Here is a 19,607-nt window from a genome sequence, read left to right on the forward strand (position 1 = left end):
ATCAGGTTCCGCTAAGCAGATGCTTAGAAATAATCAGTCTTTGGATCTCGTTGGTCCCTTCATAGATTTGCGTCACTTTGGCATCACGAAGCAGCCGCTCGACCGGATAATCCTTCATATAGCCGTATCCCCCAAAAATTTGGACGGCGTCTAATGCCGCCCTCACCGCAGAATCAGAAGCAAATTGTTTAGCCATAGACGCTTCTTTTCCGCAGGCCAAGCCGCGGTTATGAAGGTCTGCGGCGTGGTAGACAAGATGCCTTGCTGCCTCTGCCCTTGTCGCCATGTCAGCCAGCTTAAACGATATGCCTTGATTTGCTGCGATAGGCCTTCCGAATTGCACCCGCTGCTTCGCGTAACCAACGGCATGCTCAAGAGCCGCCTCTGCAATTCCGAGCGCTTGGGCCGCAATGCCGATGCGGCCGACATTTAAATTCGCCATGGCAATGTGAAAGCCATCACCCTCTTTGCCAAGCAAATTTTCTTCAGGCACTTCTGCATTATCAAAAATCAGTTCCGTAGTATTGGAACCGTAGAGCCCCAGCTTTCTTTCTTTTTTTCCAACGGTAAAACCGGGTGTGCTTTTTTCAATGATAAAAGCCGAAATCCCGTGCCTGCCTTGATCTTGAGCTGTTAAAGCAAAGGTGATATAGATATCGGCGGCTCCACCGTTTGTAATGAATATTTTCGATCCGTTTAATAGGTATTTGCCGTTCTTTTTGATGGCTGTTGTGCGGAGGCTTCCAGCATCCGACCCTGAGTGAGGCTCTGTCAATGCAAATGCGCCCAAATGGTCTCCTGAAGCGAGCTTCGGCACATATTTCATCTTCTGATCTTCGTTGCCGAAGTACAGAATCGGATTTGTGCCGACCGAGGTATGAACGGAAAGAATGACACCGACAGCCGCGCTGATTCTAGAAATTTCATGAATCGCCAAAATATAAGAAACAACATCCGCCCCTGCGCCGCCGTATTGTTCCGGCACCGGTATTCCCATCAAGCCGTGTTCACCCATTTTTTTGATCAACTGAAACGGAAATTCGTCTGTTGTTTCCATGATTTCAGCAGCGGGAGCAATTTCTTTTCGGGCAAAATCACGTACCATTTTTCGCATCATGACTTGCTCTTGGGTTACATGCAACTCGGCCACCCCCGGATGAATTGACTTCAGAAAGCCCTCTCCTCATATTGATAAAAACCGCGTCCGCTCTTTTTGCCAAGCCAGCCCGCTTTGACATATTTGCGGAGAAGCGGGCAAGGACGGTATTTGGAATCGCCAAGGCCGGAATAAAGAACTTCCATAATCGATAAACACGTATCCAGCCCGATAAAATCCGCTAATGTAAGCGGGCCCATCGGATGATTCATGCCCAGCTTCATCACCTCGTCTATTGCTTCCGGCTTCGCCACCCCCTCATACACGCAATAGACGGCTTCATTAATCATCGGAAGAAGAATGCGATTGGAAACAAACCCCGGAAAATCATTGACTTCTACTGGGGTTTTCCCCATCTTTTCCGCTAATTTCTTAACCTCTAAGGCTGTTACTTCTGACGTAGCCAAGCCGCGAATCACTTCAACCAGCTTCATCACAGGAACGGGGTTCATAAAATGCATGCCAATGACTTGATCAGGCCGGTTTGTCACAGCAGCGATTTCTGTAATAGGCAAGGAAGATGTATTGCTGGCCAAAATCGTATGAGGCGGACAAATGTGATCAAGTGTGTTAAACAGTTCGGTTTTCGCTGTCATGTTTTCTGCAATAGCCTCAATTACAATATCCGCATGCTTTGCATCCTCAAGCGTTCGAGAAAGCGAAATGCGGCTGATTACACCCTTCACTTCCGCTTCGGTCTTTCTTCCTTTTTCAGCGTCACGGGTCAGCTGTTTCTTCAATCGCTTCAATCCTGCCTCCGCAGCGTCGGGAATCACATCGTACATCCGCACATAAAAGCCTGCATCGGCAGCTGTTTGAGCGATTCCGCTTCCCATCTGACCGGCACCGGCCACCATAACATGTTTCATCTCCATTGAAATCCCCTTTTTCATCATTGTTTTAATGAACCTGCACTAAGACGGCATCTCCCTGAGCCGCACCGCTGCAGATGGCGGCAACTCCCAGTCCTCCTCCCCGGCGCTTTAATTCATAAACAAGCGTCATGAGAATTCTCGACCCGCTTGCGCCGATCGGGTGGCCGAGGGCGATCGCACCGCCGTTTATATTTACTTTTTCAAGATCGAAACCGACAATTTTTTCACATGTCAAAACAACAGAAGCAAACGCTTCATTTACTTCAAACAAGTCAATATCTTGGACGGTTAAACCGTTCTTTTTTAGGAGTTTGTTAATTGCAAACCCCGGAGCTGCCGCTAGCTCGCACGCTTGCATTCCCATAGTTGAAAAACCAAGAATTGTAGCCAGAGGCCGTTTGCCAAGTCCAGCCGCTTCGTCCTCAGACATCAGCACAAACGCACCGGCCCCGTCATTGACCCCGGGAGCATTACCGGCTGTGATGGAACCGTCACTTGTATAAATCGGAGAAAGTTTTGCGAGCTGATCCAGACTTGTGTCACGCCGAATCGCTTCATCTTTTTCAACCATATTTGTTTTTCCTTTTCGGTTGGTCCAGCTTACGGGAACGATTTCATCCTGAAACTTTCCTTCATCGGCTGCCTTAGCTGCCCGCGCATGACTTCTTAGCGCCCATTCATCCTGCTTCCTGCGTGAAATTCCATATTCCTTGGCGGCTGTATTTCCGTGAACAGCCATATGCACCTCGTCAAACGCGCACGTTAACCCGTCATAAACCATTAAGTCCCTAAGCTCACCGTCTCCCATCCGCGCTCCCCAGCGACCGGCGGGAACGGCATACGGAATATTGCTCATGCTTTCCATTCCCCCGGCAACAAGAATGTCCGCATCTCGCGCCCGAATCATTTGATCACACAAGGTGACTGCGCGCAGTCCGGATGCGCAGACTTTATTCAGCGTTTCTGACGGCACACTCCAAGGCATTCCGGCCAGACGGGCAGCTTGGCGGGAAGGAATCTGCCCTGAGCCGGCTTGGACAACCATGCCCATCACAGTTCCTTCCACCTCATCTCCAGATACTCCAGCGCGATGTAACGCCTCCTTCATCGCAATGCCCCCAAGCTCAGCAGCTTTCACCTCTTTCAACGCTCCGCCGAATTTGCCAAATGGTGTTCTTGCGGCACTTACAATGACTGTTTTCCTCATGGTTTCACCTCATTCAGAAGATAGACAGCGCTTACAATTTCTAGTTGTCTTCTATGAATGTATGCTTTCAAACGGGCATGAATGAATGAAAAAAGAAGGCTGCGTCAACAGCCTCCTTCTATAACAACTATTTATTTTTTAGCAATTCCAAAGCCTTTGCAGGAAAATCAGTGAAAATGCCGTCTGCCCCCGCTTCAAAGAGGCGCTTCATATCTTCCGGCCGATTGACTGTATATGGCCTTACCTTGATCGAACTGTTCCTCATTTTCTTCAGTACTTCATCTGCTGTCCCCGGGCTGTTCAGCTTCGGGTGGTAGCCGGAAGCTGGAATAGATGTGATATACTGATCAGCCTGATAAAGCACATCTGAAGTCAATGCCGCCCGTTCGATATGGGGAGCGAGCTGGGCGCATAGCGCCAAGCTTTCATGATTAAAAGTGGACAGAATGATTCTTTCCTCTATATTGAATCGTTTCACTGCCTCCAGCACTTTTTCTTCCATTCCTTCATAGCGGATCACACTGTTTTTTAATTCAATGTTGATGAGAAAATCCTTTTTATATGCCCATGAGAGCACGTCTTCAAGCAGCGGCACTTTGATATCACTGTACGTGTGATCGTGACCAGCGGCCGCATTCGCAGTCATGATGACATCATACACTGTATCCTTCACGAATCCTTTGAGCGATGTTGTCCGGTCAAGTCTTTCATCATGAATCACAACCATGCGCCCGTCTTTTGTCAGCTGCACATCAAGCTCAATTCCATCCACGCCGGCTTCAATTCCTTTTTCAAATGCAAGCATAGTATTTTCGGGATATTGACCTGATGCCCCCCGATGGGCAAAAATCTTTGTCATCGTTTCACCTCAAGCCCTAAAGTTTTCTCCATTATACTGATTTTGGCGATTCCACTCTAGGATTAAGGCTGTTTCAATCTTACTGTTCGTAATAAGAGTCAATGCCGGTGACAATCGCATCTGCGGCTTTTTGCTGGTATTCTTCGCTTCCAAGCTTGTTCGCGTCAGCGCTGTTTGTCATAAATCCAAGCTCCGCCAGCACACTCGGCATCTGTGAATATGTAATGACGTAAAAATCTGATTCTTTCACGCCCCTGTCTCTCGTTTGTAAGGATGAAACCAGCTGGGACTGAATATCTGACGCCAGACGCCGGCTGTTTTCCCCTTCATAATCAGACTGAAAATACGTTTCTGTTCCCGAAGCTGTAGCAACCCCTGAATTCACATGAATGCTAACAAAAAGATCGGCCTGATTAGCACTTGCCTTTGCCACTCTTTCTTCCAAAGTCAGAAAATGATCATCAGACCGGGACGCAACAGGGTTGGCTCCCTCCGCTTTCAGCTTATCCGTCACATACTCGGAAACTGCTAAATTAATATCTTTTTCAAAGAGTCCGTTTCCGACCGCTCCACTGTCTTCACCGCCGTGTCCGGCATCAATATACACTGTTTTCCCTTCTATCGGCTCTGCCGCCTGTGCACAAGGCGTGAGCGTCAATGCCAATCCGCACAGCGTCAAGCTCCTCCATAACATTCTCAACTTCTCCCTCCGGTCTTTTATGACGAGTTCTTCTGCAGCTGAATATCTTGCAGCTGTAACATTCCATTATCCTTCTTTGTATATTTTACCAGGACATTTGTGTGATCTGGCAGTGATTCACATTCCTCACGTTTATCCTGCGGAACCTGTATCATGGTTTCTTCTCCATTCAAAGAAACCGCAATCGTATGAGGATCAGCCGAGCCAATGTATTTTCCCTCTTAGGTAAACTTTGGGACTGAGTCATCCGCACTTGCAATACTGCACCCTGAGAGAAGCAGCACAGTAAACAGCAAAAGAGCCGATTGTTTCACAAAATCACCTCTTCCTGACGTTTGGCTTCTATCTTTGACCAGAATGGCAGATTTGTAAAGCCGATGCGAAAGACGGCACTGAGAATCCACATTTTTCAAAAGGGCTATCCGACCTGATTATTTCCTGTTGCTAGAAAGAAAACAATCGTATTTGTCTATGAGGATGGCTCTAATTGAGGCGCAAATTAGAAAAAAATAACGGAGAGAAGCAACTTTTTATTCATTTTAAAAAATTTGAGGAATGATGTGAGCAAATCGTTTGACGGGTGGGTGGACCAGCCAGACGTAACCTTTTAAAGAATATACACTTTACAGAAAGAAGTTACAGTCATGAAAAAATTCGTAGTGTTGCTCACTGCAGCGGTCATCACTTGCACCATTGGCCACCAAATCACCGGCGGCTACAAAGCCCCCGAAAAAGAGCGCAGAAAACATCACTCTGTTCTCAAGATATTCAGCCGGTAAAGCAGATCAATTGCATTAATTTTTACATGTAGGCTAAAATATGTGCGAAACCAAACGAAAGAAGATGATCAAATGAACCCTAAGTATAAATCGCTGTTTGAACCATTTACATTTAAAAGCGGCGTTACAATCGACAACCGGATCACAGTTGCACCAATGACTCATTACGCTTCTAATGAAGACGGTACGATATCTGAAGCAGAGCTTGACTATATCATCCCCCGCTCAAAAGAGATGGGAATGGTGATTACAGCTTGCGCAAATGTCACACCGGACGGAAAAGCATTTCCCGGGCAGCCGGCCATCCATGATGACTCCAACATTCCAGGTTTAAAAAAGTTAGCGCAAGCCATTCAGGCGCAAGGCGCTAAAGCCGTTGTGCAAATTCATCACGGCGGCATTGAATGCCCGTCTGAGCTCGTTCCGCAACATGATGTTGTAGCGCCAAGTGACGTGTTTGATGAAGGCAAGCAAATTGCCCGTGCCTTAACAGGCGAAGAAGTGGAAAACATCGTGAAGGCATTTGGAGAAGCGACAAGACGCGCCATTGAAGCCGGCTTTGACGGTGTTGAAATTCACGGCGCAAACGGCTACTTGATTCAGCAGTTTTATTCTCCGAAAACCAATCAGCGCACAGACCGCTGGGGAGGAAGCGATGAGAAACGATTAGCCTTCCCGCTTGCTATTGTTGATGAAGTTAAAAAAGCTACTGCAGAACATGCGAAGGGTGCATTCTTAGTCGGCTACCGTCTGTCTCCGGAAGAACCTGAGACACCAGGATTAACAATGACTGAAACCTTTACGCTTGTTGATGCTTTAGGGGATAAAGAATTGGACTATCTTCATATCTCACTGATGGACGTAAACTCAAAAGCGCGCCGCGGTGCAGATCCGACTCGCACACGCATGGACTTATTGAATGAACGTGTCGGAAACAAAGTGCCGCTGATCGCCGTCGGTTCTATTCATTCCGCAGATGACGCACTGGCTGTGATCGAAAACGGTATTCCGCTAGTCGCTATGGGACGCGAAATTTTAGTTGACCCTGACTGGACAGTGAAAGTAAAAGAAGGCCGCGAAAAACAAATTGAAACCGTCATAAAAGGCACTGACAAAGAAAAATATCACTTGCCTGAACCGCTATGGCAAGCCATTGTGAACACGCCTGGCTGGGTGCCTTATAAAGATTAATGTGTAAAGACTGCCGAAATAATTCGGCAGTCTTTTTTTAACTTTAAATCAATTTATGCAAACATCTAAACAGTAAGAGAAGGAGCTCGCCAGCTGCTTCGGGAAGCAAATCTAGGAGAAATCCGTCACGCTTTCTGGCTTTTTTTCTTTTCATTCGTACGTCTCCTTTGTTCACGAATGCTTCCTTACTTACGATTTTACTGGGAAAAGGTTTCAATGTGTTCCTGTTTATTTGTTTTTTATGATCCAAGCGGTGAAAACACATGAAACGATGACTGCATATGAGATAAAGTCATCATGGTGCCTAGTATGTGTGATTCTGTTTTGTAAAGATGCTCGAAATTGATGTCGCAAAGCGCCAGCATAAATAACGACATGAACAGTCGGTATTTTTCAAACACCTGTATCACTCCTCCTTGCGGAACATGAAGTAAATGTACCCAAAACAAAACGCCTCCTATTTATCAGCGTAAACTAATAAATAAAAGACGTTTATTTAATCATCCGATAATATCCTCATGCTTAAGAAGCTTTATGTTCTAATCTCAGCTTATCCGCAACCATCGCAATGAACTCTGAGTTGGTAGGTTTGGCTTTTGTCATGCTGACAGTATAGCCGAACAACGAGGAAATGGAATCAATATTCCCTCTGCTCCATGCCACCTCAATCGCATGGCGGATCGCTCTTTCTACACGGCTTGCGGTTGTGTTAAACTTTTTGGCGATGTCCGGATAGAGGACTTTTGTAATGCTGCCGAGCAATTCGATGTCATTGTATACCATTGAGATTGCTTCGCGCAGATAGAGGTAGCCTTTAATATGGGCTGGGACGCCGATTTCATGGATAATGCTTGTGATGCTCGCGTCGAGATTTTTCTTCTTTGGTTCAGGCTGGCTGCTGCGTATAATGCTGCTTTGCGATGATGGCGCGCGATGCGTCACGCTGCTGGCATTTCCGCTGACCTGGCGAATATGACCGACAAGGTTTTCCATATCAAACGGTTTGAGAATAAAATAGGAAGCGCCTAAATCGACGGCCTTTTTCGTGACATCTTCCTGTCCAAAGGCTGTCAGCATAATGACATTCGGCTGTTTTTTCAGATCTGATTCCCTCAGCCGCTCTAAAACCGCAAGTCCATCCAAATGCGGCATAATAATATCCAATACGAGCACATCGGGATCTTTTTCTTTAAACAGCGACAGGCATTCCTGTCCGTTATAGGCAACACCGATCACTTCCATGTCTTCCTGTCCTTCTATATATTCACTCAACAGGCTTACCAGCTCTCGATTATCGTCAGCAACACAAACTTTAATTTTCTCCACGTTTCTTCCTCCCCAAATGTAGTTAACAGGATTCACCCTTGCTACATGTTTACATTCGACAAAACCGCTATATACCCTCTAAAAAAAATCATAATCACCAATATTAGTGGCATATCTTTGTTATTCTATGTTTTTCTCCGTTTTTCGACTAAAAATGAAATTTGACAAACAAGGAAACGTGAATTTGTCGAAAAATCTTCTTTTGTATATTTTACCGTATGTATTATGAGAAGTGAAGAGGGATCAAAACAAAAAAACTGCCGGAAATACCGGCAGTCAGCTTGCTTTTTCTTTTCCATAAATATCGATTCCTGCTTCTGACAGCATCCATTCAATATGAACGCCGTATCCGCTTGTCGGGTCATTTACAAATACATGGGTGACAGCGCCGATCACTTTTCCATTTTGAATGATCGGACTCCCGCTCATCCCCTGTACGATGCCGCCTGTTTCTTTTAGCAGCCTTGGATCGGTTATTTTTAAGACCAATCCTTTTGTCGCAGGGAATTTTTGCGGCGTCGTGCTGACGATTTCAATATCAAACTTTTCTACTTTGTCATCATCAATGACCGTTAAAATTTCAGCAGGCCCTTTTTTGACTTCTGTAGAAAACGCAACCGGCAAGGCTTGATCTGAAATATTGTTTTGAATCGGCTGATGCAGTGTGCCGAAAATGCCAAATGGGCTGTTTCTGTTTATATCCCCGATCGTTTTGCGTTCTGAGGAAAATCGCGCCAGTTTTTCTCCCGGATTTCCGCCTGTCCCTTTTTCAATGGATGTTACAGTTGATTTGACGATTTCTCCATTCTCCACTACGATTGGTTTCTTTGTGTCCATGTCGGAAATCACGTGGCCAAGTGCTCCGTATTTTTTGGTTTTCGGTTCATAAAATGTCATCGTGCCGATGCCAGCAGCAGAATCCCTGATGTATAAACCAATTCTGTACTTGCCTTCTGCTTCATCCTTTTCGGGAATGAGCTTTGTTTTGATTTTTTGTTTGTCACGTTTTATGAGCAAATCTAAAGATTCTCCGGTTTTACCGGCTTTCTGAATGAATGGGGCCACATCGTTCATTTTTTCAATTTTCTGTCCATTCATCTCAATAATGATGTCGCCCGCTTCAATACCGGCCGTTTCTCCTGGAGATTTTTTGCCTTCACTTGTATTGATTTGATGAAAACCGACGACAAGAACACCGACGGAATGAAGCTTTACACCGATTGATTGTCCGCCAGGTATGACCTTTAAATCAGGAAGAACTTGCACTTTTGTTTTTTTGATTGGAAATCCGGCAAGATCGTAGACTAACTCTGACTCACCTGATTTTTTGCCTGTCACCTTGATTTCATGCGGGTCTTTCTTTACTGTAAACGCTTCAGATGATTCTTGTGCATGAGCGTTTACCGATAAACCCGTTTCAATCGCTTGTGTTTGGGTTTCAAATACTCTCATTTGCGTTGGAATCAGTAAATACTCTTTTAGCGGTTTGCATAAACCTACACTTAATAACGAAACAAGGAGAATTAAACCTACTGCTTTTCTGATGTTATCGGGCATTCACTACTTCACTCTCCTCGCTCCTATCCCACACCTTCTTTATGTCTTGCTGCTACATCTTTAATTTTGCCTTCTGGCACCTTATTTATAACTGTCATATAAAGAAAAACATTGGATATACTGATGAACGAATGGATGTGTGCAAAAAAAATAAGCTGCGCTTCTCGCGCAGCTTACCCAGTTGTTTTCACTTGATCTGCTTGTTTTAAAAGTTCTTTCGCATGGCGTTTCGTCAAGTCTGTTACTTCGACTCCGGCAATCATGCGCCCGATTTCCACTACCTTTTCCTGCTTAGACAGCGGCTTGACACGTGTCGTGGTTCTGCCGTCTTTTAACTCCTTCGCAATATAAAGATGCGTATCGGCCATGGCAGCCACCTGAGGCAAGTGTGTAATACACAGCACTTGTGATCCTATTGAGACTTTATGGATCTTTTCAGCGATTGCCTGTGCAACTCTGCCGCTTACACCGGTATCCACCTCATCGAATATAATCGACGTCACATCCTGCTGCGAAGAAAAAATGCTTTTTATGGCAAGCATCACCCGGGACAGCTCTCCTCCGGAAGCAACTTTCGAAAGGGATTTCAGAGGCTCGCCTGTGTTGGTTGAAATTAAAAATTTGACCAGATCAATCCCTTGGTCAGTCAGCTGAACAGGCTGGCCGTTTACAATCGGCGCCTCCTCATTGTGAGACGCTGTTCTGACCTTAAATTCCATATCAAATGTTGATTTTTCCATGTAGAGGCTTTTTAATTCGCGCTGAATCTCATCGGCCAGCTTTTTCGCCCATGCTTTCCGGATTTGTGAAACATTTGCCGCTTCTACCGCAACATCTTTTCCGACTGAGTCAAGCTCCTTCTTCACGCTTTGAAGATGGCTGTCCCTGTTTTCAATCTGGTCAATCTCTTCTTCAATTTTAGAAGCATATTCCAAAATGTCCTCAACAGTTGCACCGTATTTTCGTTTTAGGTGTTTAATTTCATTAAGACGCGTCTCAATATAATTCAGGCGTTCCGGGTCATATTCAAGCTCATCCAGCATATTTCTCATCTGAAATGTAGCGTCCTCCAGAAGATAGTAGGAGTTCGACACACTTTCGGACAGTTTTTTCAGCGGTTCGTTAATATCGGATATATCTTCAAGCTGCGCTGATGCCATTCCGACCCAATCCAATCCGCCCTGCTCACTGCGAAGCGCGTTATATGCATTTTGCAGCGATTCATAGATCTTCTCAAAGTTTGAAATTTGCTGGCGCTCTTCCTGGAGCTGTTCATCTTCATTAAGCTCAAGCTTTGCCGATTCGATTTCTTCAAGCTGAAATTGAATGAGGTCCAGGCGGTGGGCCATTTCCTGTTCGCTTTCAGAAAGCTGTTTTAGCTTTTTAAGCAGCTTCATATACCGCTGGTACCCTTCCTGATACGCTTGAAGCGCGCTTTCTACTTCGGCTCCGGCAAACTTGTCCAAAAGCTGGAGATGATTTTCGTCCTCCATTAACAGCTGGTTATCGTGCTGCCCGTGAATATCTAATAAAAGCCTGCCGATCTCTCTTAGCGAAGCAATCGTGACAAGCTTGCCATTAACACGGCAAACGCTTTTTCCGCTCGTGCTGATATCCCTTCTCATGACGATCATTTCGTCTGAAACGTCGATTCCCTGCTCAGTGCATACGTCAAAAACGGGATGGCCGCTATCCAATAGAAAAAGCCCTTCAAGCTCGGCTTTTGTCTCCCCATATCTGACAAATTCAGATGATCCGCGGCCTCCGACTAAAAGAGAAATGGCATCTATGATGATGGATTTGCCGGCTCCGGTTTCTCCTGTTAAAACAGTGAGTCCGCGTTCAAAAGAAACCGTCAGTTCCTCAATAATGGCAAAGTTTTTAATCGATAGTTCAGCTAACAAACAGCATTACACCTCTTATCTTTGTTAGATTTCTGTTACAGCAGCTCAAGCAGCCTGTTTTTTACGCCGTCTGTATCTTCAGGAGTCCGGCAAATTATTAAAATCGTGTCATCTCCGCAAATGGTTCCCATAATTTCATCCCAGTCCAAATTGTCCATCAGCGCGCCAATTGCCTGGGCGTTTCCCGGCATCGTTTTCAGCACAATCATATGGCTTGCCGAGTCTATTTTCACAAATGCGTCCATCAATGCCCGCTTCAGCTTGGACAATGGATTGAAACGCTGGTCTGCCGGAAGACTGTATTTGTAAGAGCCGTTATTCGTAGGCACTTTTACAAGGTGAAGTTCTTTGATATCCCGTGAAACCGTGGCTTGTGTTACTTTGTATCCATCCTGCTTCAGCATGTCGACCAATTCATCTTGCGTTTCAATTTCATTGCTTGTAATGATCTCTCTGATTTTAATATGCCTCTGGCCTTTGTTCATGTAAGCACCTCTATTTCCAGCTTATCTGTTCTTTTATGTTATATGATTCTCTGCAAATTGTACATGAATGCAGAAAAAAGGAATAATAGCGCCCTATTATTCCGGTACTTCTGCTTTTTTTTCTTTTAACGTCTTATGTGCCTCTTCTACAACGCGGATGATCTCTTCTTCCGGCAGCTCCTGTCCTTCCTGCCCCTCTCCCGGCCAATGCAAATGAAGGAGAAATTCTATATTTCCATCTCCTCCTGTGATTGGTGAAAATGACAGGCCTTTGCAAATATAGCCTTCAGCCGCAGAAAAACTGATCATTCGCTTGAGAACATCAGCATGCACTTTAGGATCTCTGACAATTCCTTTTTTGCCGACGGATTCCCGTCCCGCTTCAAACTGCGGCTTAACAAGAGCCATGCAGTCACTGCCCGGTACAAGCAATGTTTTGAGGACAGGCAGGATGAGCCTCAGTGAAATAAAGGACACATCAATTGTGGCAAACTCCGGCATGCCCTTTGTGAAGTCTGCTGGTGTCGCGTAACGGAAGTTTGTCCGTTCCATCACAACGACACGTTCATCCTGTCTAAGCTTCCACGCAAGCTGATTGTAGCCTACATCGACCGCATATGACTGTTTAGCTCCGTTTTGCAAAGCGCAGTCCGTAAAACCGCCGGTGGAGGAGCCAATATCAATCATAACTTTATCCTTAACAGAGACAGGAAACTCCTTCAGCGCTTTTTCAAGCTTTAAACCGCCTCTGCTCACATACCTGAGCGGGTTTCCTTTGACGGTTAACGGAAGGTCACGGTCAATCTTTTCCCCGGGTTTGTCCAAGCGGTTTTCATTTGAATAGACGATCCCTGCCATAATGGCTCTCTTAGCTTTTTCCCGCGTTTCCGCCAGCCCTCTTTCTACTAGTAATACATCTAATCGTTCTTTCTTTGACGTCATGATCCAATTCCTTTGTGTGTCTTTGGCGGCATCAGCAATCTAATACGGTTTGCCACCTGCTGTTTTGTTAGTCCAATCTCTTCAAGAAGCGCCGTTACGCTTCCGTGTTCGATAAACCGATCCGGGATACCCATTCTGTCAATCGGCGTAAGATATTCACCCTGATCATGAGCGAATTCTAAAATCGAGCTTCCGAAACCGCCTTCTAAGACCGCTTCTTCAATCGTTAAGATTGGCAAGCCTTCTTTTAGGATTCCCTTCATCATCTTTTCATCAATCGGCTTAATAAAACGCGCATTTACAACGCGCACGGAAAGGCCTTCTTTTTGCAGCTCTTCAGCTGCTTCAAGCGCCATTTCGATTGTTGTTCCAAATGTTAAGATGACAGCATCATTCCCCGGACGCAGAACCTCCCACGTGCCGATCGGAATCGTTTTCAGCTGTTCATCCATTTTTACGCCAAGTCCATTTCCGCGCGGAAAACGCATCGCTATCGGGCCTTCGTCATAGCTGAGAGCTGTATGAACCATATGCTGTCCTTCATTTTCATCTTTCGGCATCATTAAGACGATGTTTGGAATGTGGCGCATATACGCAATATCAAACACCCCTTGATGTGTCTCACCGTCAGCACCTACAAGTCCTGCACGGTCAATTCCAATAAACACATTGGCGTTTTGGCGGCAGATGTCATGAACCACTTGATCATATGCCCTTTGCAGGAAGGTTGAATAAATCGCCAAAAACGGCTTCATCCCCTGCATTGCCATTGCTGCAGCCATCGTTGCGGCATGCTGTTCTGCGATACCTACGTCGAACATGCGGTCAGGGAATTCCTTTGCAAAGCCTTCTAGCTTTGAGCCGACAGGCATAGCCGGTGTAATGGCTACAATGCGTCCGTCCTCGCGCGCCATTCGCTGCACAGTGCCGCTAACCAGGCCGCTCCATGAAGGAGCTGCTGCCTTCGGTTTTACAAAGTCACCGGTATTGATTTTATATGGGCCGGTGCCGTGCCATGTTCCAATCGTATCGGTCTCAGCCGGTTTGTACCCCTTCCCTTTTTTCGTGATGACATGCAGGAGAACAGGGCCTTTCGTTTTTTTGGCGTATTGAAGATTTTCAATCAGCTCATGATAAGAATGTCCGTCCACCGGGCCTAAATACGTAAAACCAAGCTCCTCAAAAAACATTCCGGAGACGAGCATGTATTTCAGGCTGTCTTTGATCCGTTCCGCCGTGGCGGCAAGTTTGCCTCCAACTGCCGGAATCTTTTTAAACAAGTATTCGAGCTCATCTTTGACCCACTGGTATTTCCCGGCAGTGCGCAGACGTCCGAGCATGGAATGAATGGCACCGACATTCGGCGCAATACTCATTTCATTATCATTTAGGATAACAATCATGTCTTTTTTCTCGTCGCCGATGTGGTTCAAGGCTTCAAGCGCCATTCCGCCAGTCAGCGCGCCATCACCAATAATCGGTATAATAAATTCATCCGTTCCTTTAATATCACGCGCAGCTGCCATTCCCATCGCGCCTGACAGAGAAGTTGAGCTGTGCCCGGTTTCCCAAACATCATGCTCGCTTTCACTCCGCTTTGGAAATCCGCAAAGTCCTTTGTACTGGCGAAGCGTCGCAAATTCTTTTCCGCGTCCTGTCAGCAGCTTATGGACATACGACTGGTGGCCTACATCCCACAAAAATTTGTCTTTCGGGCTGTTAAATTCCTTATGCAGCGCAACAGTAAGCTCTACGACACCTAAGTTTGGGCCGATGTGGCCGCCGGAAGCGGATAAAGTTGTAATTAAAAATTGACGGATTTCATCACTTAATTTCTCTAATTCATCAATGGACATGTTTTTTAAAAACGACGGGTCCTGTATTGATAAAAGATCCAAAGCGGATCAACTCACTTTCAGCATGAATTTCTGCAATGATACATGTCTTCTGCATGTCGAGCTGGACAGCAGCCAGCTCTAAGACATAAAAAAAGACAAATGCGCTTTTCCTTTTTTTCATATAAACTGCTTACATTTTACCATATCTCGTGCAGCCGCTTCAAATTAGGATTGGTTAGTGATCTCTTGCCGCAATTAAATCACAAAGCTCAAATAAAAGATCTTTTTGAAGAGAGAGTCCGCCGATCAACCGCTTCGCCTCTTTTATGTGAACATCCAACTTATGTTTGGCCCCTTCCAGTGAAAGAAGTGACGGGTAAGTCGATTTTTCGTTTAAGGTATCCGAGCCGACACGTTTGCCGATTTTCTCTTCACTGCCTTCTAAATCTAAAATATCGTCTCTGATTTGAAAGCCGATTCCAATGTGGCTGCTGAAGGAACGCAGGGTTTCGATATCTTCCTCAGGTGCATCCGCCAAAATTGCGCCGGCGATGACGCAAAAACCGAGGAGCTTGGCGGTTTTCCGTTCATGAATGGATTCCAGTTCTTCAAGCGTGACTTGGCGGTTTTCCGCTTCCATATCAGCTACTTGTCCCCCGACCATTCCTTGAGTGCCTGCCGCTGAAATGAGTTCATTCACAAGCCGAAGGCGCTTTTCTGCTGACACCTCGTCTGACACGTGGGAGGTGATCAGCTTAAAGCTTTCCGTCAGGAGCCCGTCACCCGCTAATACTGCTGTCGCTTCACCGAACACTTTATGGTTTGTCGGCTTCCCGCGGCGCAAATCGTCATCATCCATACAAGGAAGGTCATCATGAATTAATGAATACGTATGAATCATTTCGACAGCACACCCGACCGGAATGCCGTCCTTTTCACTTTTCCCGTAAGCGTTTAAAACGGCTAGTACAATGAGAGGACGAAGCCGCTTTCCGCCAGCCTCAAGTGAATACAGCATAGATTTTTTTAATGAGTCCGGCATATCGAGATTCTCTGTATAGATAGAAAGCTGATTTTCAATCGTTTTTTTTCGCTCCGCCAGAAAGCTCGTTATTTTATTTGTCACCTTCGTCTTCCTCCTGAACACTGAAAGGTGCCAGTTCGCCGTCTTCTTTTAAAATGAAGTCCATTTGTTTTTCGACTTTCTGCAGCTTTTCGTGACACATTTTTGAAAGAGCCATGCCTTCTTGAAAATAGTTAATTGCTTGCTCTAAAGGCACATCGCCCTCTTCAAGCTTTGATACAATGCTCTCAAGCCCTTTCATTGCATCTTCAAATGTCATGTTTTCATTTTTTTTCACGTCTGTCATTACTCTTCCCCTCTCTTTTCTAATACTTCACAGGTCAGCACGCCATCCTTCAACTTAACCTCAAGCTGGTCCTTCTCTTCTATTTGACTGACACTTTTAATGAGTTCGTCTTCTTTATAAGCCAAGCTATATCCTCTTTCCATCACTTGAAGAGGATTTAAGGCATTCAGCTTGCCAAGAACCGTTTGAAATTGGGAATGCAGCTGCTTCATTTGGATATTCATATTTTTTCTAAGCTGATTTGTTTGTTCCTCATATCGTGTTCTCGCTTGCTTTAGCTGTTCATGAGGATGCAACGCCTCTAATCTGTACGTTTCACGCTCCAGCTGTCTGTTTTTCCGATCTATTAGAGCCGTCAGCTGGGTTTGAAACTGCTGATAGGCAAGGTCAAACTGCTGCTCTTTTTGCGCATATAAACGCTTTGGAAAACGAAAGGCATACGAGGATTGCAGCGTTTGAATCCGTTCTTTTTTCTGGCCGAGATGCTGCTGCATCGCTCTTGTCATTCTGACTTCCGCTGTTTTTGTCCGTTCGATTAAATCAGTGGTATGCGGCACGGCAATCTCAGCTGCTCCTGTCGGTGTAGCAGCTCTGATATCAGCGACAAAATCACTGATCGTAAAGTCCGTCTCATGCCCGACAGCCGATATGACCGGAATGTTAGAAGCAAAGATCGCACGTGCTACAATTTCTTCATTAAATGCCCACAGTTCTTCAATCGAACCGCCGCCTCTTCCGACAATTAATACGTCACACATCTCTTTTTCATTTGCCTCTTTAATGCGGCTAACGATGGATCTGCTCGCATTTTCGCCTTGTACGAGCGCTGGAAGAACAATGACTTTTACAAGGGGATATCTTCTTTTGAGAGTTGTAATGACGTCTCTGACAGCGGCACCCGTCGGAGATGTCACAACCCCGATTGTGGCTGGAAATGCGGGGATTTGTTTTTTGTAGCGATCGTCAAATAAACCTTCTCCGGCAAGCTTCTTTTTTAACTCTTCGTACGCTAAATAAAGTGCTCCGACCCCGTCAGGCTGCATTTCTTTGGCATATAATTGATAGTTTCCGCTCGGTTCATATACTGAAATTCCGCCTCTGACCAGCACCTTCATGCCGTTTTCAGGTTTAAAAGGCAGACGCTCGCTCTGTCTCGCGAACATCACCGACTGCATTCTGGCGTTTTCGTCTTTCAATGTAAAATAAATGTGGCCTCTTGTGTGTATTTTTACATTCGATAATTCGCCTTTAATCCAAATATTTTCAAGGTGAGGATCTACATCGAATTTTCGTTTTATATACTTTGTCAGCGCTGAGACGGTAACAAACGCTGTTTCACCCATGTCTCAAACTCCTCTCATAAGCATTCCTGCACCATAACTAAAGAAAAACCCGCCCTGGCTTTAGGAGCCTGAAGAAGCGGGTATCGTGCTCATATTCACGGCGGGCAAAACGTCCCTCCTGTGAATATCTCCAATTATCTATAATAACGTACGTTTCGCAGATTTAACAGTATTATGCGCAAGCATCGTGATGGTCATCGGTCCTACTCCGCCCGGAACCGGCGTGATGAAGGATGCTTTTTCCTTTGCCCCTTCAAATTCAACGTCTCCGCAAAGCTTTCCGCTTTCCAGACGGTTAACGCCTACGTCAATGACAACAGCGCCTTCTTTGATCTGGTCTGCACTGATGAAGTTAGCTCTGCCGACTGCCACCACCAGGATGTCCGCTTTTTTTGTATGTTCGGCAATATTTTGTGTTCTTGAATGACAGTAAGTAACTGTCGCGTTTTCATTTAATAAAAGCTGGCCGACAGGTTTGCCGACAATATTGCTACGGCCGACTACAACAACCTCTTTACCGGAAAGGTCAATATTGGTTTTCTTCAAAAGCTCAACAATTCCGTGAGGCGTGCAAGGAAGAAACGTATCTTCGCCAAGCAGCATTTTCCCTACGTTTAACGGATGAAAACCGTCTACATCTTTATCAGGAGAGATACGTTCAATCACCGCTTTTTCAGAAATATGGTCTGGAAGCGGAAGCTGAACGAGAATGCCGTGAAACTCAGGGTCTTGATTGTATTGATCGATAATGGAAAGCAGTTCAGCTTCTGTGAGACTGCTGTCAAATTGATCAAGCTTGAAATTCATTCCCATTGTTTCAGCCGCTTTTTTCTTTCCTCGCACGTAAGAGTGAGAAGCAGGATCATCTCCAATCAAAATAACCGCCAGTCCAGGGGTGACGCCTTGCTTTTTAAGCTCTTCTACCTCTTTTGCCAATTGTTCGCGTTTTTCTCTAGCCGTTTCTTTTCCGTCGATGATTGTTGCAGTCATTTTCTTTCCTCCTATGATTGTTCAATATCAGATTTAATGTTAGAAAGAACCCCGTTCACAAATTTTGTCGCTTTGTCATCACCAAACCGTTTTGCCAGTTCAATCGCTTCATTCATAGAGACATTCACCGGAATGTCTTCTGCATATGCCATTTCGTAAGCTGCCAGACGCAAAATCGCGCGGTCAACATTGGCAATCCGATCGAGCTTCCAATTCACCAGATGCTTGGAGATCATTTCATCCAGCTGAACTCGATGTTCCAAAACCCCGTGTACAAGCTGTTCAAAGAAAGGATCTGTTTTTTCTTCATCCAGTGCGTGTTCTATGGCTTCATTTACTGCAATATCGCTGACATCAATTTGAAATAGTGCCTGCAAAGCTTTTTCTCTTGCTGTTCTTCTTTTCATTTTCTTTCTCCTTTGATCCTCTTTATCCGCTTGTCGTTAAGCCACAAAGAGATCATAACATATTTTTTTCGTATCCGCATATTGAAATCAAGGTTTTTTCACCCTATTACCGAATATTTTCATTCACCTTATTATGAACATTCGGATTTCACGATCATGAAGAAACTCGGCTGCCTTGAGCCGGCTTTCTTCATGCTTTGAAATAAAGGGTAAGGTGTAAAAAAACCAAAGGGCCGCCCTCCCCTTGGTTTCGTGTTAAGCCATTTACATTTCTTCGTCGATTTGAACTTCTTGGGCTTTTGTGTCAAATTGAATGCCGACGATGTGAATATTGATCTCGTTAATTGAAAGAGACGTCATATTTAATAAGGTTTGACGAATGTTTTCCTGAACGGACGCTGCAACTTTCGGAATCGAAATACCAAATGTAACGACACAGTATACATCAATCGTAATTCCGTCATCCGCCAGGTCGACTTTGACACCTTTGCCATGATTCACTTTACCGAAGCGTTCGACGACGCCTGTCGCAAAGTTTCCGCGCATTTCGGCAACACCGTCAACTTCTGAAGCTGCAATGCCGGCAATGACCTCAATGACTTCCGGGGCAATCTCAACCTTACCCAAATGCGTATCTTCTTGATCCATTTTAAGCAAGCTGTTGTCTTTCATTCAATT

Annotated in this window: 20 protein-coding genes and 1 pseudogene; 2 read left to right on the forward strand and 19 right to left on the reverse strand. The window is 45.3% G+C overall.

The genetic code is table 11. The annotated features are described in order from the left end of the window. Position 1: 1 nt before the first annotated feature. The 6 genes and pseudogenes from MOF34_RS09940 to MOF34_RS09965 all read right to left on the reverse strand — a co-directional run bounded on the left by MOF34_RS09940 (position 2) and on the right by MOF34_RS09965 (position 5,111). Positions 2-1,141 carry an acyl-CoA dehydrogenase gene (locus MOF34_RS09940; protein ID WP_268400051.1) on the reverse strand — a complete coding sequence of 380 codons (1,140 nt, stop codon included), beginning with the start codon at positions 1,139-1,141 and terminating at the stop codon, positions 2-4. Between the two features lie 26 nt (positions 1,142-1,167). Then, complete coding sequence (locus tag MOF34_RS09945) at positions 1,168-2,031, reverse strand: 3-hydroxybutyryl-CoA dehydrogenase (protein WP_268400052.1); 864 nt, start codon at positions 2,029-2,031, stop codon at positions 1,168-1,170. Positions 2,032-2,056: 25 nt separating this feature from the next. After that, entirely contained in the window at positions 2,057-3,238 is a 1,182-nt protein-coding gene (locus MOF34_RS09950) for an acetyl-CoA C-acetyltransferase (RefSeq protein WP_019714914.1), read from the reverse strand. 127 nt (positions 3,239-3,365) lie between these two features. Beyond that, the gene (locus MOF34_RS09955) at positions 3,366-4,097 is read right to left on the reverse strand and encodes a glycerophosphodiester phosphodiesterase (RefSeq protein WP_268400053.1); all 732 of its coding nucleotides are present in this window, start codon (positions 4,095-4,097) and stop codon (positions 3,366-3,368) included. 79 nt (positions 4,098-4,176) lie between these two features. Beyond that, positions 4,177-4,797 (reverse strand): N-acetylmuramoyl-L-alanine amidase, encoded by a 621-nt coding sequence (locus tag MOF34_RS09960; protein WP_268400054.1) that lies wholly within the window; start codon positions 4,795-4,797, stop codon positions 4,177-4,179. Positions 4,798-4,814: 17 nt separating this feature from the next. Next, positions 4,815-5,111: pseudogene (locus tag MOF34_RS09965) on the reverse strand (hypothetical protein). Between the two features lie 330 nt (positions 5,112-5,441). Here MOF34_RS09965 and MOF34_RS09970 point away from each other — a divergent pair. Both MOF34_RS09970 and MOF34_RS09975 read left to right on the forward strand, forming a co-directional pair. Then, the gene (locus tag MOF34_RS09970) at positions 5,442-5,576 is read left to right on the forward strand and encodes a hypothetical protein (protein WP_268400055.1); all 135 of its coding nucleotides are present in this window, start codon (positions 5,442-5,444) and stop codon (positions 5,574-5,576) included. 72 nt (positions 5,577-5,648) lie between these two features. After that, a complete protein-coding gene (locus MOF34_RS09975) occupies positions 5,649-6,767 on the forward strand; it encodes an NADH-dependent flavin oxidoreductase (RefSeq protein ID WP_268400056.1) in 1,119 nt (372 codons plus the stop codon). Positions 6,768-7,006: 239 nt separating this feature from the next. Here MOF34_RS09975 and MOF34_RS09980 read toward each other — a convergent pair whose 3' ends face one another. The 13 genes from MOF34_RS09980 to yqhY all read right to left on the reverse strand — a co-directional run bounded on the left by MOF34_RS09980 (position 7,007) and on the right by yqhY (position 19,601). Continuing rightward, positions 7,007-7,168 (reverse strand): hypothetical protein, encoded by a 162-nt coding sequence (locus MOF34_RS09980; protein WP_268400057.1) that lies wholly within the window; start codon positions 7,166-7,168, stop codon positions 7,007-7,009. 121 nt (positions 7,169-7,289) lie between these two features. After that, positions 7,290-8,093, reverse strand: coding sequence for a sporulation transcription factor Spo0A (gene spo0A / locus MOF34_RS09985; protein ID WP_003226427.1), 804 nt, complete (start codon positions 8,091-8,093; stop codon positions 7,290-7,292). Between the two features lie 276 nt (positions 8,094-8,369). Beyond that, positions 8,370-9,650, reverse strand: a complete 1,281-nt coding sequence (spoIVB, locus tag MOF34_RS09990) for a SpoIVB peptidase (RefSeq protein WP_268400058.1) — start codon at positions 9,648-9,650, stop codon at positions 8,370-8,372. Between the two features lie 173 nt (positions 9,651-9,823). Next, positions 9,824-11,554: a DNA repair protein RecN gene (recN, locus tag MOF34_RS09995; RefSeq protein WP_268400059.1), complete on the reverse strand. Its 1,731-nt coding sequence runs from the start codon at positions 11,552-11,554 to the stop codon at positions 9,824-9,826. Positions 11,555-11,589: 35 nt separating this feature from the next. Beyond that, entirely contained in the window at positions 11,590-12,039 is a 450-nt protein-coding gene (gene argR, locus MOF34_RS10000) for an arginine repressor ArgR (RefSeq protein ID WP_014114358.1), read from the reverse strand. Between the two features lie 96 nt (positions 12,040-12,135). Continuing rightward, on the reverse strand, positions 12,136-12,981 hold the full coding sequence (locus tag MOF34_RS10005) for a TlyA family RNA methyltransferase (protein ID WP_019714924.1): 846 nt from the start codon (positions 12,979-12,981) through the stop codon (positions 12,136-12,138). After that, positions 12,978-14,879 (reverse strand): 1-deoxy-D-xylulose-5-phosphate synthase, encoded by a 1,902-nt coding sequence (gene dxs, locus MOF34_RS10010; protein WP_268400060.1) that lies wholly within the window; start codon positions 14,877-14,879, stop codon positions 12,978-12,980. Before dxs ends, MOF34_RS10005 begins: the two co-directional genes overlap by 4 nt. Before the next feature lie 175 nt (positions 14,880-15,054). Beyond that, positions 15,055-15,945 carry a polyprenyl synthetase family protein gene (locus MOF34_RS10015; RefSeq protein ID WP_268400061.1) on the reverse strand — a complete coding sequence of 297 codons (891 nt, stop codon included), beginning with the start codon at positions 15,943-15,945 and terminating at the stop codon, positions 15,055-15,057. Further along, positions 15,935-16,189: an exodeoxyribonuclease VII small subunit gene (locus tag MOF34_RS10020; protein WP_268400062.1), complete on the reverse strand. Its 255-nt coding sequence runs from the start codon at positions 16,187-16,189 to the stop codon at positions 15,935-15,937. Before MOF34_RS10020 ends, MOF34_RS10015 begins: the two co-directional genes overlap by 11 nt. Further along, entirely contained in the window at positions 16,189-17,532 is a 1,344-nt protein-coding gene (gene xseA, locus MOF34_RS10025; RefSeq protein ID WP_268400063.1) for an exodeoxyribonuclease VII large subunit, read from the reverse strand. Before xseA ends, MOF34_RS10020 begins: the two co-directional genes overlap by 1 nt. A 138-nt stretch (positions 17,533-17,670) precedes the next feature. Next, positions 17,671-18,522: a bifunctional methylenetetrahydrofolate dehydrogenase/methenyltetrahydrofolate cyclohydrolase FolD gene (gene folD, locus MOF34_RS10030; RefSeq protein WP_019714928.1), complete on the reverse strand. Its 852-nt coding sequence runs from the start codon at positions 18,520-18,522 to the stop codon at positions 17,671-17,673. Positions 18,523-18,533: 11 nt separating this feature from the next. Then, a complete protein-coding gene (gene nusB, locus MOF34_RS10035; protein ID WP_019714929.1) occupies positions 18,534-18,929 on the reverse strand; it encodes a transcription antitermination factor NusB in 396 nt (131 codons plus the stop codon). Positions 18,930-19,193: 264 nt separating this feature from the next. Further along, positions 19,194-19,601, reverse strand: a complete 408-nt coding sequence (yqhY, locus tag MOF34_RS10040) for a fatty acid biosynthesis protein YqhY (protein ID WP_003226398.1) — start codon at positions 19,599-19,601, stop codon at positions 19,194-19,196. Positions 19,602-19,607: the final 6 nt, after the last annotated feature.

The sequence above is a fragment of the Bacillus sp. T17B1 genome, assembly GCF_026796395.1.
Lineage (GTDB): Bacteria > Bacillota > Bacilli > Bacillales > Bacillaceae > Bacillus > Bacillus spizizenii_A.